At 44.5% G+C, this 13,588-nt stretch carries 13 protein-coding genes; 11 read left to right on the forward strand and 2 right to left on the reverse strand.

All coding sequences use genetic code 11. From position 1 onward, the window contains the following. Positions 1-144: 144 nt before the first annotated feature. The gene (locus CXF83_RS05775; protein ID WP_101091279.1) at positions 145-1,452 is read right to left on the reverse strand and encodes an NAD(P)/FAD-dependent oxidoreductase; all 1,308 of its coding nucleotides are present in this window, start codon (positions 1,450-1,452) and stop codon (positions 145-147) included. A 247-nt stretch (positions 1,453-1,699) separates the two neighbouring features. Between CXF83_RS05775 and CXF83_RS05780 the strand changes: the two genes are divergently transcribed. The 8 genes from CXF83_RS05780 to CXF83_RS05815 all read left to right on the forward strand — a co-directional run bounded on the left by CXF83_RS05780 (position 1,700) and on the right by CXF83_RS05815 (position 10,643). Then, the gene (locus tag CXF83_RS05780; protein ID WP_101091280.1) at positions 1,700-2,248 is read left to right on the forward strand and encodes a cupin domain-containing protein; all 549 of its coding nucleotides are present in this window, start codon (positions 1,700-1,702) and stop codon (positions 2,246-2,248) included. Between the two features lie 470 nt (positions 2,249-2,718). Then, positions 2,719-3,480 (forward strand): gamma-glutamyl-gamma-aminobutyrate hydrolase family protein, encoded by a 762-nt coding sequence (locus CXF83_RS05785; RefSeq protein ID WP_101091281.1) that lies wholly within the window; start codon positions 2,719-2,721, stop codon positions 3,478-3,480. A gap of 2 nt (positions 3,481-3,482) precedes the next feature. Next, complete coding sequence (locus CXF83_RS05790) at positions 3,483-4,832, forward strand: glutamine synthetase family protein (protein ID WP_101091282.1); 1,350 nt, start codon at positions 3,483-3,485, stop codon at positions 4,830-4,832. Between the two features lie 270 nt (positions 4,833-5,102). Then, positions 5,103-6,203 (forward strand): polyamine ABC transporter substrate-binding protein, encoded by a 1,101-nt coding sequence (locus CXF83_RS05795; protein WP_101091283.1) that lies wholly within the window; start codon positions 5,103-5,105, stop codon positions 6,201-6,203. Positions 6,204-6,314: 111 nt separating this feature from the next. Next, positions 6,315-7,451 (forward strand): polyamine ABC transporter ATP-binding protein, encoded by a 1,137-nt coding sequence (potA, locus tag CXF83_RS05800; protein WP_101091284.1) that lies wholly within the window; start codon positions 6,315-6,317, stop codon positions 7,449-7,451. Positions 7,452-7,461: 10 nt separating this feature from the next. After that, entirely contained in the window at positions 7,462-8,367 is a 906-nt protein-coding gene (locus CXF83_RS05805) for an ABC transporter permease subunit (RefSeq protein WP_101091285.1), read from the forward strand. Then, complete coding sequence (locus CXF83_RS05810) at positions 8,364-9,179, forward strand: ABC transporter permease subunit (RefSeq protein ID WP_101091286.1); 816 nt, start codon at positions 8,364-8,366, stop codon at positions 9,177-9,179. Before CXF83_RS05805 ends, CXF83_RS05810 begins: the two co-directional genes overlap by 4 nt. Before the next feature lie 177 nt (positions 9,180-9,356). Next, on the forward strand, positions 9,357-10,643 hold the full coding sequence (locus tag CXF83_RS05815) for an NAD(P)/FAD-dependent oxidoreductase (protein WP_101091287.1): 1,287 nt from the start codon (positions 9,357-9,359) through the stop codon (positions 10,641-10,643). Between the two features lie 89 nt (positions 10,644-10,732). On the opposite strand, the gene CXF83_RS22960 is transcribed toward CXF83_RS05815, so the two are convergent. Next, a complete protein-coding gene (locus CXF83_RS22960; RefSeq protein ID WP_257982831.1) occupies positions 10,733-10,858 on the reverse strand; it encodes a hypothetical protein in 126 nt (41 codons plus the stop codon). A gap of 380 nt (positions 10,859-11,238) precedes the next feature. On the opposite strand from CXF83_RS22960, the gene CXF83_RS05820 reads away from it, so the two are divergent. Genes CXF83_RS05820 through CXF83_RS05830 form a run of 3 tightly spaced genes read left to right on the forward strand, consistent with a single transcriptional unit; the run spans position 11,239 to position 13,588 of the window. Beyond that, complete coding sequence (locus CXF83_RS05820) at positions 11,239-11,571, forward strand: c-type cytochrome (RefSeq protein ID WP_101091288.1); 333 nt, start codon at positions 11,239-11,241, stop codon at positions 11,569-11,571. Between the two features lie 3 nt (positions 11,572-11,574). Continuing rightward, positions 11,575-12,984 carry a cytochrome-c oxidase, cbb3-type subunit I gene (ccoN, locus tag CXF83_RS05825; RefSeq protein ID WP_101091289.1) on the forward strand — a complete coding sequence of 470 codons (1,410 nt, stop codon included), beginning with the start codon at positions 11,575-11,577 and terminating at the stop codon, positions 12,982-12,984. Further along, positions 12,974-13,588, forward strand: a complete 615-nt coding sequence (locus CXF83_RS05830) for a cbb3-type cytochrome c oxidase subunit II (RefSeq protein ID WP_101091290.1) — start codon at positions 12,974-12,976, stop codon at positions 13,586-13,588. The genes ccoN and CXF83_RS05830 overlap by 11 nt, the downstream gene beginning before the upstream one ends.

The raw sequence follows: 13,588 nt of genomic DNA on the forward strand, positions 1-13,588 counted from the left end.
GAATAAGTCACTGTGGAAATATCTCCCGCACGATAGTCTGTATAGGGGAGTGTTGGGGGGCAATTACCCTTGTTCTAGTTGCAAATTTCAGCACGGCCCTGCAGGTATTTTTACTCTTAATAACACCTGCAGATGAGCCATTATTTAAAAGATATCTTTGAATCGATGATAAAGCATGCCCATGGCGAGCAGAGGTGAACGCAGATGCGGCCCACCTGGGAATGTCATATGAGGAATTTGGGCGAAGATATCGAAGCGTTCTGCTTGCGCGGTAATCGCTTCGGCAATCAGTTTTGCCGCCATATGAGTAGCATTCACGCCATGTCCAGCATAAGCCTGCGCATAAAATACATTTTTAGCATCGGGCAAGCGGCCTATTTGTGGTAATCGGTTGGCACCAATTCCTATCATGCCGCCCCATTCATAATCGATACGAATGCCTTTTAATTGCGGGAATACTTTTTCAAGGTTAGGACGCAACGCGGCTTCAATATCTTTAGGATCTTTGCCCGAGTAGGTACATAAACCACCGAAGAGTAACCGGTTATCTTCCGATAGGTGGTAGTAGTCGAGGTCGACTCTGAGATCGGCAAACGCCATATTTTTTGGAATGATGCTGTCGCACTGCTCTTGGGTTAGTGGCTCAGTAGCAAGAATATAGGTGCCTGCAGGCAGCACTTTTCCGCCAATATCACTTTCAAGCTTATGACCCAGATAGGCGTTGCCAGCCAGTACTAAGTATTGGCAGTTTACTTCGCCATGTGCGGTGATCACCTTAGGCTTATCACCTTTAATAATTTTCTCAGCGGCGCTATATTCATACATTTTTACGCCAAGGCTGCGAGCGACCTTGGCTTCGCCTAAGGCTAAGTTAAGCGGGTGTAAGTGGCCACTTGCCATGTCGACCAATGCACCATGATAAAAGTCAGAGCCGACCACTTCGCCAACCCGAGACTTGTCGAGCAGAGTCATGTTGTGGCCGTAGCCAATCTTATTGAGATGCTCTAAGTCCTCTTCAAGCTCTCGCATATGTTTTGGCTTGATCGCCAAGTCGCAATAACCCATCTGTAAGTTACAGTCGATGTTGTGCTCTTTTACCCGTTTCCTAACGATATCGACGGCTTCAAAGCCCATCTGCTCAATGGCATTAACACCTTCGCGGCCAATAATGTTTTCAAACTGTTCAATATTATGACCAATGCCTCTAATGAGTTCACCGCCGTTACGTCCCGATGCGCCCCAGCCGATCCTTTTGGCTTCTAACAGAGCCACCGAAAAGCCTTTTTGAGCCAATTCAATTGCGGTATTTAAGCCACTAAAGCCACCACCCACAACGCATACGTCAACATCTAACACCTCTTCTAATCGAGGCGATTGGTGTAACTCTTTTGCTGTTGAAAAGTAGTATGAGGCGGGATATTGCTCGCTATGCACCGGGCTTTTAGTTGACATCGTTACTCCAAATATTTGTTTTTATTGTAAATTGGACTTGTGACAGTATACTCAAGAGAATATGAATAAATTATTTACAGATGTTCATTATTTTTAACACGCTTTCCTGTAGAATACAAACCTAGCGCAACAGAATAGGCAATGTTGACTTGAGTTAGCCAATATTGTTTTGGGGCGAATCGGTGCGTTTTATTGTTCTGCATGTTGTTGGAGGCATAGAACGACAACTTCAATTAGGGGAAAGAATTTGGATATTGGAGCAAACCTTAAAACGGTCAGAAAATCAAAAGGCTTATCGCAGCGTGAACTTGCTAAGCGTGCTGGCGTGACTAACAGCACCATCTCTATGATTGAGAAAAACAGTGTCAGCCCGTCAGTCAGTTCATTGAAAAAGGTCCTATCAGGATTGCCATTGTCATTGGTGGAATTTTTTTCAATAGAAGATGAGACTGCAAGCGAGCAAAAGGTGGTTTATCGTAGCGATGAATTACTGGATATTGGTGATGGCGTTTTAGACTTTAAATTGATTGGTCGAGACTTTCCTAATCGAGCAATGTCTGTCATGAGCGAGACCTATCCACCAGGTGCAGACACCGGGATAGAGATGCTTAAGCACGAAGGTCAAGAAGCGGCGATGGTGATTGAAGGTAAACTCGAGTTGACTGTGGGCGAAGAGGTATTTGAGCTTTGCGAAGGCGACAGTTACTATTTTAATAGTGAGTTACCCCATCGTTTTCGTAATCCTTTTGATGCACCGTGTCGCATTGTGAGTGCCACCACCCCTGCAAATTTCTAGACTGCTACCTATGTAATACCCGCCTTAGTCGCTAGATTAATTATCTGGTTGCTGAGGCTTTTTTATGCCTAAATTTCCGATCTTCGTACTAGCGCTGCTCCATTTCGATGATAACGGCTGTCATTTGTGTAAATAATATAAAGCAAAGCTTCAATTTTAGTGTGAGCTGTGTCAATAACATTAAACACGACTAAAGTACTCGAGTATTGCTGTGATAACTTGTTAATGTGTCTGCTAAATAACCATAAGTTAGTCTAAGTTATTGTTTTAAATGGATCGCGATTTATGCTTGATGATTATTTTCATTCCTTCCTGTTAAGATCTTGCCTAGTTTGTAAATTAAGTGTAGTGTGTGAAAAAATGAACATTCGGGTTGTAGCTGTTCATTATTAAATGATTTCGTAAATCAAGATGAAAACTATTATAAAAACCATTGAAAAACTCTGAATACGAAGGATTGAAGGTGTTATATGTTGGAAGAAGGGCTCGCGGTAGTTGGTGTGACGGCATGCAATCAGCAATTGGGTTTGCATCCATTTAACATTGTTGGCGAAAAATATTTATTAGCGATTGCTGATGCAACGCAATCATGGCCATTAATTATTCCTGCACTGGGCCATTGCCCAGCAGAAACCGTGTTATCACGGTTAGACGGCATTTTATTTACAGGTTCCCCCTCTAATATTGAACCCCATCATTTCGATGGCCCTGCAAGTGAAGCGGGAAGCCATCATGATCCAAAACGAGACGCTACCACCTTACCGTTAATTCATGCGGCAATTAAAGCAGGGGTTCCAGTACTGGGTATTTGCCGTGGTTTTCAAGAGATGAATGTGGCATTTGGTGGCAGCTTGCATCAAAAACTGCACGACGTCGGTGGCTTTATTGAACATCGTGAAGATAAAACAGCGCCTGTTGAAGAGCAATACGGTATTTCGCATGAGGTTCAAATAGAACCTGGGGGGTTGCTTCACGATGCATGGGGCCGCAACTCCGCAGAGGTGAACTCTGTGCACACACAAGGCGTTGATCGCTTGGGTGTTGGGTTGCGGCCAGAAGCGTATTCAAATGATGGTTTAATAGAAGCATTTTCTGTTAAAGACGCGAAAAATTTCGCATTAGGCGTTCAGTGGCATCCCGAGTGGAAAGTGTTAGATAACCCTTTTTATACCGCAATGTTTAAAGCCTTTAGCCAGGCTTGCCAGCGCCGTGCAGCCAGTAGAGTAAAATAATAATGAAAAAGTTAATTAGTTATTTAAAAGACGAAAAGATCACTGAAGTAGAATGTGTTGTCTGTGATATGACAGGTATTGCCAGAGGTAAGATTGCTCCGGTCGGTAAGTTTATTGATGAGAAAGGCATGCGCTTACCTGAAAGCGTGTTACTGCAGACGGTGACGGGAGATTATGTTGAAGATGAGGCGTATGACGCTTTATTGGATGCGGCCGATATCGATTTTATTTGTGTTCCTGATGAAAATGCGGTTTTTAAACTGCCTTGGACTATCGAAGCTACTGCACAGGTTATTCATGATTCGTACGACAAAATGGGAAACCCTATTGAGTTGTCGCCACGTAACCTACTTAAAAAAGTACTTAAGTTATACGAAGAGAAAGGCTGGAAGCCTGTTGTTGCACCTGAAATGGAATTTTATCTTACGCGTATTAATGAAGACCCAGATCAAGCGCTTATTCCGCCGATTGGTCGTTCTGGTCGCCAAGAATCTGGACGTCAGTCTTTCTCGATTGATGCGGCTAATGAGTACGATCCGTTATTTGAAGATATGTATGATTGGTGCGAGATCCAAGGGTTGGATATCGATACCTTGATCCACGAAGAAGGCACTGCTCAAATGGAGATTAATTTCTCTCATGGTGATGCTCTGTCGCTAGCCGATCAGGTGTTTGTGTTTAAGCGTACCCTGCGTGAAGCGGCTCTTAAGCACAAAGTCTGCGCGACATTTATGGCAAAACCTATCACTAATGAGCCTGGCAGTGCGATGCATCTGCATCAGAGCATTGTTGATATGAAGTCAGGCAAAAACATTTTCAGTAAAGAAGATGGCACTAAAGGGCCACTTTTTTATAGCTACATTGGTGGTTTACAGAAGTTCATCCCTGAGTTATTGCCATTATTCGCACCTAATGTTAACTCATTCCGTCGTTTTCTACCGGGGACTTCTGCGCCGGTTAACTTGGAATGGGGCGAAGAAAACCGCACTTGTGGTCTACGCATTCCAGAATCATCTCCGCAAAACTTACGTGTTGAAAACCGCATTGCTGGCGCTGATGCCAACAGCTATTTGGCGATAGCTGCGAGTCTATTATGTGGTTATATGGGCATGGTTGAAGACGTTAAGCCTTTCACTCCTGTTCAAGGGCGTGCCAACGAAAACCGTAGTGGCATTTCCCTACCGTTAACACTTGAAGAAGCACTGGCTGTGATGGCTGAAAGCTCAGCTTGTCGTGAGTATTTAGGTGAAACCTTTACCAATGGTTATATTGCGGTGAAGCAAGCCGATTTAGAAAACTATCGTCAAGTGATTAGCTCTTGGGAGCGTAAATTCCTCCTGCTAACCGTTTAAACATAGTCACCGCTGGTATTGATTTTGGGGATGAATAGCAGTGGTGCTTTTGAACAAGAAATATCAACAGATACAAAGGAGTCATTCATATAGATAGTGCTGTTTGAGTATTGAGCGTTATCTATATGAAAGCTAAAGCAGTACGCACTGCCGATGCCGTTTTTCAGGTGTAGCATTGGTCAACAATAAGAACTAAAGCCGATAAATCGGCAACACAATGCAGCAACAGCAGAAGCGGTTTATCTGCTGCTACGCTAAACAGGAGATAGCATGAAACTTTTTAAAAAGGTGACCACTTTAGCCCTCGTCACAGTAAGTGTCTTGGCCAGCAGCGTCACTTACGCTGAGGAAGTCGTTCGAGTTTATAATTGGTCTGACTATATTGCCGAAGACACGCTAGATAATTTCTATAAAGAAACAGGGATCCGCGTCATTTATGATGTGTTTGACAGTAATGAAGTGGTTGAAGCAAAACTGCTTTCAGGCCGTTCAGGTTACGACATCGTTGTGCCATCAAATAGTTTTTTAGCAAAGCAAATTAAAGCAGGCGCCTTCCAAAAACTCGATTCAAACCAGCTATCAAATCATAAAAACTTGAGCCCTGAGTTAATGACACAGCTTGAGACTGCCGATCCAGGTAATCAGTATTCTGTACCCTATCTTTGGGGCACTAATGGTATTGGTTATAACGTCGATAAAGTGAAAGCTGTATTAGGTGACGATGCCCCCGTTGATTCGTTAGAGCTGATCTTTAACCCTAAGTACGCTGAGAAGTTGTCTAAATGTGGTTTATCGGTACTGGATAGTGCCGATGAGATGATCCCTATGGCACTCATCTATTTAGGGCTTGACCCTAACAGCATTAAATCTGATGACTTTAAGAAGGCCGGTGAGGTCTTAGCTAAAGTTCGCCCTTATATTACCTATTTTCACTCTTCGCGTTATATCACCGATTTAGCCAATGGTGACGTCTGTGTTGCCTTCGGTTATTCAGGTGATATTTTCCAAGCGGCAGCGCGTGCTGAAGAAGCGGGAAATGGAAATGTCATTGAGTACTCAATTCCGAAAGAGGGTTCAAACCTATGGTTTGATATGTTAGCGATCCCAGCTGATGCCGCTAACGTGAAAAATGCTCACACCTTTATTAATTATCTCCTTCGTCCAGAAGTGATAGCGCCTATTAGTAACTATGTTGCTTACGCTAACGCGAACGTACCGGCATTGCCGTTGGTTGATGAAGAGGTGCGTACCAACACTTCAATCTACCCCACAAAAGAGGTGTTAGATCGCCTTTACGTCGGTGATGTACGTCCAATGAAATCACAACGTGCACTGACACGTGTATGGACCAAAGTGAAATCGGGTTATTAATCAGAATTTGGGCAAGGTGTTTACCTTGCCCTTTTTGATCAACGGCAAAAATAGACACAATATTAAAGAGATGAGCCTTTGACCTTAAGGCGTATCTGTTGGAGAAGTAATATGGCTAGTACCTTGGACGTCACCAATAAACCGATTATAAAGACGCAGGGAGAAGTGCTACTTCAGATCGACCGAGTCAGTAAATTATTTGACGAAGTGCGCGCAGTAGATGATGTGTCACTGAGTATTAGAAAAGGCGAAATTTTTGCACTATTAGGCGGTTCAGGCTCGGGTAAATCAACTTTACTTCGCATCCTTGCTGGCTTTGAAAAACCGTCTGAAGGGCGTATTTTTCTTGATGGTGAAGACATTACCGATATGCCGCCACATGAACGACCTATCAACATGATGTTCCAGTCTTATGCGTTATTTCCACATATGTCCGTGGCGCAGAATATTGCGTTTGGACTGAAGCAAGACAAGTTATCAAAAGCAGACATTGAAGCGCGTGTGCAAGAGATGCTAAAGCTAGTCCATATGGAAGCTTATGCTAAACGCAGACCTAATCAATTATCGGGTGGACAACGTCAGCGTGTGGCGTTAGCACGCTCGTTAGCTAAGCGTCCTAAATTATTGTTACTCGATGAGCCAATGGGCGCACTCGATAAAAAGTTGCGTACGCAGATGCAACTAGAGGTGGTCGATATTCTCGAAGCTGTAGGGGTGACGTGTGTGATGGTGACCCACGACCAAGAAGAAGCGATGACTATGGCAGCGCGAATTTCGATTATGAATGATGGTTGGATCGCACAGACTGGATCACCAACTGATATTTATGAAAGTCCTAATAGCCGCATGGTGGCTGAATTTATTGGTAGCGTAAATCTATTTGAAGGCGAAATAGCTGTCGATAAATTTGACCATATTATTATTGAAAGCCAAGGCTTGGCACAAAAAATATTTATTGAGCATGGGGTATCAACCAGCGTAGAAGATAAAACCGTTTGGGTTGCAGTGCGTCCAGAAAAGACCCGTATTACTCGCGAGCAACCTGAAGGTGAGTATAACTGGTCGAGCGGTGTGGTTGAAGATATTGCCTATTTAGGGGGAATTTCGGTGTATTACATCCGCCTACCCAATAAGCAGTTAATCCAAACCATCATGACCAACCGTGAACGTCGTTCAGACCCTCCAACGTGGGAAGAAGCAGTTTTCATTAGCTGGGAGGCCACCAGCGGAGTGGTCCTTAGAACATAAGGAATCGATCATGAAAAAGCCGTTAAAATTTCGATTACCCAAAGGCCAATGCTGGACCATCGGTGTCCCCTATTTTTGGCTACTAATGTTTTTCGCACTGCCCTTCGCGATTGTACTTAAGATTAGTTTCTCGACGCCACTTATGGCGATACCGCCCTACGAACCGCTATTAGAGTACGCTGAAGAATCGCTTAATATCATGCTCAATTTTGGCAATTATTTGCTGATCCTTGATGATTCACTGTATTACAACGCTTATTTGAGCTCCCTGAAGATGGCAGCCATTTCCACCATTGGTTGTTTGCTGATTGGTTATCCGATGGCTTATGCCATTGCTAGAGCGCCAAAGAGTAGTCAAACCTTGCTGATTTTATTGGTTATGCTGCCATCATGGACCTCGTTTCTTATCCGGGTTTATGCGTGGATGGGGATCTTGAGCAACAATGGCGTTATCAATAACATATTGATGTGGACGGGGCTTATCTCTGAGCCGCTGCAGATATTAAACACCAATATTGCGGTGTATATCGGCATTATCTATACCTACTTACCGTTTATGATTTTACCTCTGTATGCGACCTTATCTCAGCTTGATATGAGCTTATTGGAAGCCGCATCAGATCTCGGATCGCGTAGTCTCAATACCTTCTGGAAAATCACCTTGCCTTTATCTAAGGGCGGCGTAATTGCAGGTTCGATGTTGGTGTTTATTCCTGTGGTGGGTGAGTTTGTGATCCCTGAACTGTTGGGGGGACCAGACACCTTGATGATAGGTAAAGTGCTATGGCAAGAGTTCTTTAATAACCGAGATTGGCCCGTTGCCTCTGCGCTAGCGATGGTAATGTTAGGATTATTGATTATCCCTATCACGCTGTTTCATCATTATCAGGCACGTGAAATGGAGAAAGGGTCATGAAGAAGTTAAGTTTCTCTACCGTAATGTTGTGGGCTGGAATGTTCTTTCTCTATGCCCCTATGTTTGTTCTGGTCTTTTACTCGTTTAACGAATCTAAATTGGTGACGGTTTGGGGTGGTTTTTCGGTCAAATGGTATGGCGAACTATTTCGCGATCAGCAGATCCTTGATGCGGTAGGTACCAGCTTACAGGTGGCATTCTATGCCTCTACGATGGCGGTAATACTTGGCACCATGGCGGCATTTGTGATGACGCGTTTTGCGCGGGGTTGGGGCAAGCTGACCTTGTCTAATATGATCACAGCGCCACTGGTGATGCCAGAAGTGATCACTGGTTTGTCATTGCTGCTGCTGTTTGTACATATGGCTGAATTTCTAGGTTGGCCAGCGGAACGTGGCATGTTAACCATCTGGATTGCTCACTCGACGTTTTGTGCGGCATACGTTGCAGTCGTTGTATCTGCGAGGCTGCGTGAGATAGACCGTTCAATCGAAGAGGCTGCTCAGGATTTGGGTGCAACGCCGTTAATGACGTTTTTTCAGATCACGGTACCGATGATCTCGCCAGCGATAGTCGCCGGTTGGTTACTATCGTTCAGCTTATCACTCGATGATTTAGTGATCGCCAGCTTTGCCTCTGGCCCTGGTGCGACGACGCTACCTATGGTGGTGTTCTCTTCAGTAAGAATGGGGGTGTCGCCGAAGATCAACGCATTAGCGACCTTGATTATCCTTATTGTCTCGCTAATTGCATTTGTCTCTTGGTACTTTGCCCGCAGAGCCGAAGCCAAACAACGGGCAGGCTCTGGATAGCCAACAACCCATGACAATGTAGAGCATGCTCTGCATTGTCAGCGGTAAAAAATGATGAGCGGTGTAGAGGGGGATGGGTTGCTAATCAGCACATCTATCGAGATCGAAAAATTTACTTTTATAGCGTAAAGGACAGAAGTTATGTCAATAATTAGTCACGAAAGACAGGCGGAAACCATGACCAGTACACCACACGCAAATTCATATTACGCGGCATCAGCCAACGACAAAACAGAGCGTGCACAGCTACAAGACAACATCGACACGGACATTTGTATTATCGGTGCCGGATACACAGGTCTATCGACCGCATTGCACCTACTCGAGATGGGTTACAGTGTCACTGTGCTAGAAGCTGCTCGTATTGGTTGGGGCGCATCAGGCCGCAATGGTGGCCAGATAGTCAATAGCTTTAGCCGCGATATCGATTCGATTGAAAAGACGGTTGGTAAAGATGCTGGCAAGCTATTTGGTGAAATGGCATTTGAAGGTGCGCGGATAATTAAAGAGCGCATTAGCAAGTATAACATTCAGTGCGATCTGCAAGATGGTGGTGTGTTTGCGGCACTAAACGACAAGCAGATGGGGCATCTACAGTCGCAAAAGTCGCTGTGGGAAAAACATGGCCATATGAACCATCTAGAGCTTTTGGATAAAAATGATATCCGTAAGGTGGTTAATACCGAGGCGTATGTTGGTGGTTTGCTCGACAAGAGTGGTGGCCATATTCATCCATTGAATCTCGCATTGGGTGAAGCCAATGCCGTGGAGTCCTTGGGGGGCAAAATTTACGAAGATTCTGCTGTGATTAAGGTAGAAGAGGGCGAGAGTCCAGTGGTGCATACTGCTCATGGCAGCGTGAAATCTAAATTTGTGGTGGTTGCAGGCAATGCATATTTGGGCGGCTTAATTCCAAAGCTGCAAGCCAAGGCGATGCCCTGTGGCACACAAGTGATCACCACAGCACCGCTAAACGATGAGCTTGCAAAAAGCTTACTGCCGCAAAATTACTGTGTTGAAGATTGTAATTATCTACTGGATTACTTCCGCTTGTCGGGTGATAACCGCCTAATTTATGGCGGTGGCGTGGTGTATGGTGCTCGCGATCCCGCTGATATTAAGTCTATTATCACCCCTAAAATGTTGAAAATATTTCCGCAACTTAAAGATGTCAAAATTGACTATAGCTGGACCGGTAACTTCCTGCTGACGCTGTCACGTTTACCTCAGGTAGGGCGTATTGGCAGCAACGTTTATTACTCTCAAGGCTGCAGTGGTCACGGGGTAACTTACACCCATTTAGCGGGTAAGATCTTGGCTGAAGCCATTAATGGTCAGGCGACTCGATTCGATGCCTTTGCAGGGCTACCTCATTACCCCTTCCCTGGTGGCCATAGGTTCCAAGTGCCTTTTAGTGCGATTGGCGCGTGGTACTACACCATGCGCGATAAGTTAGGTGTTTAACAACAATATTAGTTTGATAATGCACCTCAAAACAAAAAAGCCTACGTGAGTAGGCTTTTTCCGTTTGGTTTAGTTAAGCTTTGTTCTAGTTAGTTATTCGAGAAACGCTTCTTGAGCTTCTTAATGCTCACTCCAAGACCAATGACGAACACCTCAACCGCACCTATACCCAATAAAACATAAAATAATGCCGGAACATGCTTAATAAAATCCATCTCAATTCTCTTCTAATTGCTAGATATATCCTGTTACTTGTTCTCAATATCCCACAGTCTTAGCGATAATTACTTGATGTCGGTCACAAACAATAGTGTTTTGAAGATAGCGAACAGCAATTTTATTGGGAGGAACATGAGAATGTTTAGCTGCTATTTATGAGATTCACGTGATGTGACTAGCGCAAATGTTCACACCAATATTTGGCCATATAAATTGACCCGTACTCACTTAGCTAGCAATGGCTACGACCATCTATAGTGAACCGATTCGTTATCAGCGACGTATGCTTATTTGAGTGTTATTACTGGTATTTGTGGCAAATTAAGCAATTCATACTAGTTTCAATAGGGTGCATAAGAACATAAGAGAATCGCTAATGAACCGAATAATCCTGCTAGTAGTACTTGCGCTCATCACCATGGATGCCAAAGCCAACTATGAGCCGTCATTTGAAATTGGTAAGCAAAAAGCCAAGGTCTGTATGACATGCCATGGTGAAGATGGAATTTCTACTATCGACCCCTATCCCAATCTACGTGGTCAGAAGATGGGTTATTTGATCTCCTCCTTAAAAGACTATCAGTCTCGACAGCGTACCAGTGGCTTAGCGATTTTAATGCAGCAGCAGGCTGATGCCTTATCAGAACAAGATATTCAGGATATTGCTTACTACTTCTCGGTTCTGGGTACAAAAAAGGAAGGGGAATAGTATATGACACCAGGCACGGAGCTTTATGATGTCAAAGTGGTTCGGTATTTTATTGTGGCTGCGGTGGCATGGTCCATAGCGGGAATGTTTATCGGAGTGGTGCTAGCAGCTCAGCTTTATTGGCCGGTGCTGAATTTCAATTCTGAATATATCCAGTTTGGCCGTTTGAGACCCTTGCATACCTCTGGGGTTATCTACGGTTTTGTGGTGAATATGTTGATGGGAACATCCTTGTACATAGTACAAAGAACCGGTCAAACAAAGCTGTTTAATCAAAGCCTGTCTTGGATGGTTTTTTGGGGATGGCAATTGGTGTTGTTTTTAGCACTAGTGACCTTACCAATGGGATATACCTCAAGTAAAGAATATGCAGAACTTGAGTGGCCAATCGATTTGTTAATTGTACTCGTTTGGATGCTTTATGGGGTGCTATTTTTTGGCACCATAGCGAAACGTAAAGTGAATCACATCTTTGTTTCCAATTGGTTTTACGGTGCCTTTATTATTGTTGTCGCCCTTATTTTTATTCTTAATAATTTAGCGATGCCAGTGTCTGCAATGAAGTCATACTCGGTATTTGCAGGGGCGCAGGATGCAATCGTTCAATGGTGGTGGGGACATAACGCGGTGGGCTTTTTGCTAACCGCTGGCATCATCGGCATGAACTATTACTTCATTCCCAAAATTTCTGAACGCCCCATTTATTCATATCGCTTATCTGTAATCCATTTTTGGGGGTTAGTCGGGTTCTATACATGGGCGGGAACGCATCATTTACTCTATTCATCAGTGCCTGTATGGCTGCAGAACATCGGCATTGTGATGTCTCTTATCCTATGGTTACCCTCCTGGGCGGGTGCATTTAACAGCGCTATGACCTTGCTGCAAAACAAAGAGAAGCTTAAAACCGATTACATTATGTGGTTCTTTATGTCGGCGATACTCTATTACTGTTTGGCGACGTTTGAAGGGCCTTTGCTGGCGATACGTTGGTTTAACATGCTGGCACACAACACTGAGTGGATTATTGGCCATGTGCATTCCGCCGCGTTGGGTTGGGTCGCGATGTCGGGCATCGCGATGTTCTATTACTTTATCCCACGGCTGTGGGGCAAGACTAAGCTTTGGTCGAACCGATTGCTTAAGTGGCATTTCTGGATAGCCCATTTTGGGGTCGCACTTTATGCCATCGCACTGTGGGTTGCTGGCATAGGTGAAGGCTACATGTGGCTGGCGCAACAAGAGAATGGTTCGCTCGCTTATAGTTTTGTTGAAGCGATGGACTTTAAAGCCCCTTGGTTATTTGTTCGATTCTTTGGCGGCGCATGTTTCGTATTGGGTCTGCTGCTGATGGTATTTAATCTCTATAAAACCGTTTCGCTAGAGCAGGAGGGATCAGCCGATGCTAAGTAAAGACTTTACGCAATCGCTCTTAATCCTCATCGTTTCCACCACCGTGGTTGCCAGTTTTTCTATATTGGTGCTTATTGTACCTAGCTTAGTTCGCACTGATGAAATAAGGGCTACCTCGTTGGCTAAACCTTTAACGGCTTTAGAGGTTTCGGGTAGGGATGTTTACATCAGCGAAGGTTGCCATGTTTGCCATACGCAAATGGTGCGCAACATTGAGCCCGAAGTAAAACGCGATGGTCGACCCAACGAAGAGGGCGATGATATCTATGAATTTCCCAACCTTTGGGGCTCGAAAAGAACCGGTCCGGATTTGACTAACTTAGGTCGAAAATACTCTGCTCAGTGGCAGCGTTTGCATCTGATTGACCCAAGGCAAGTGGTGCCGACGTCTTTGATGCCTGCTTACCCATGGTTATTCAAGCAAGCACTTTCTGGGGACGATATTGAAGCCAAGATGCGCGTCTTACAAGGATTGGGAGTGCCTTACACCGAGAATGAAATAGAGCGATCGCGTCTAGCCGTGAAAGGAGTGACTAAAGGTGAAGCTTTGATTCACTATTTGCAAAGCTTAGGCAATGATACTGCCAGCGATCAGGAGCGTTGA

The sequence above is a fragment of the Shewanella sp. Choline-02u-19 genome (genome assembly GCF_002836205.1).
GTDB lineage: Bacteria > Pseudomonadota > Gammaproteobacteria > Enterobacterales > Shewanellaceae > Shewanella.

Bases quoted from the DNA above. Each gene is read 5' to 3' on its own strand.
- CXF83_RS05785 (WP_101091281.1), top strand. From the start codon at position 2,719: ATGTTGGAAGAAGGGCTCGCGGTAGTTGGTGTGACGGCATGCAATCAG.
- CXF83_RS05830 (WP_101091290.1), top strand. From the start codon at position 12,974: ATGCTAAGTAAAGACTTTACGCAATCGCTCTTAATCCTCATCGTTTCC.
- CXF83_RS05810 (WP_101091286.1), top strand. From the start codon at position 8,364: ATGAAGAAGTTAAGTTTCTCTACCGTAATGTTGTGGGCTGGAATGTTC.
- potA (WP_101091284.1), top strand. From the start codon at position 6,315: ATGGCTAGTACCTTGGACGTCACCAATAAACCGATTATAAAGACGCAG.
- CXF83_RS05815 (WP_101091287.1), top strand. From the start codon at position 9,357: ATGACCAGTACACCACACGCAAATTCATATTACGCGGCATCAGCCAAC.
- CXF83_RS05805 (WP_101091285.1), top strand. From the start codon at position 7,462: ATGAAAAAGCCGTTAAAATTTCGATTACCCAAAGGCCAATGCTGGACC.
- CXF83_RS05795 (WP_101091283.1), top strand. From the start codon at position 5,103: ATGAAACTTTTTAAAAAGGTGACCACTTTAGCCCTCGTCACAGTAAGT.
- CXF83_RS22960 (WP_257982831.1), bottom strand. From the start codon at position 10,858: ATGGATTTTATTAAGCATGTTCCGGCATTATTTTATGTTTTATTGGGT.
- ccoN (WP_101091289.1), top strand. From the start codon at position 11,575: ATGACACCAGGCACGGAGCTTTATGATGTCAAAGTGGTTCGGTATTTT.
- CXF83_RS05820 (WP_101091288.1), top strand. From the start codon at position 11,239: ATGAACCGAATAATCCTGCTAGTAGTACTTGCGCTCATCACCATGGAT.
- CXF83_RS05790 (WP_101091282.1), top strand. From the start codon at position 3,483: ATGAAAAAGTTAATTAGTTATTTAAAAGACGAAAAGATCACTGAAGTA.
- CXF83_RS05775 (WP_101091279.1), bottom strand. From the start codon at position 1,452: ATGTCAACTAAAAGCCCGGTGCATAGCGAGCAATATCCCGCCTCATAC.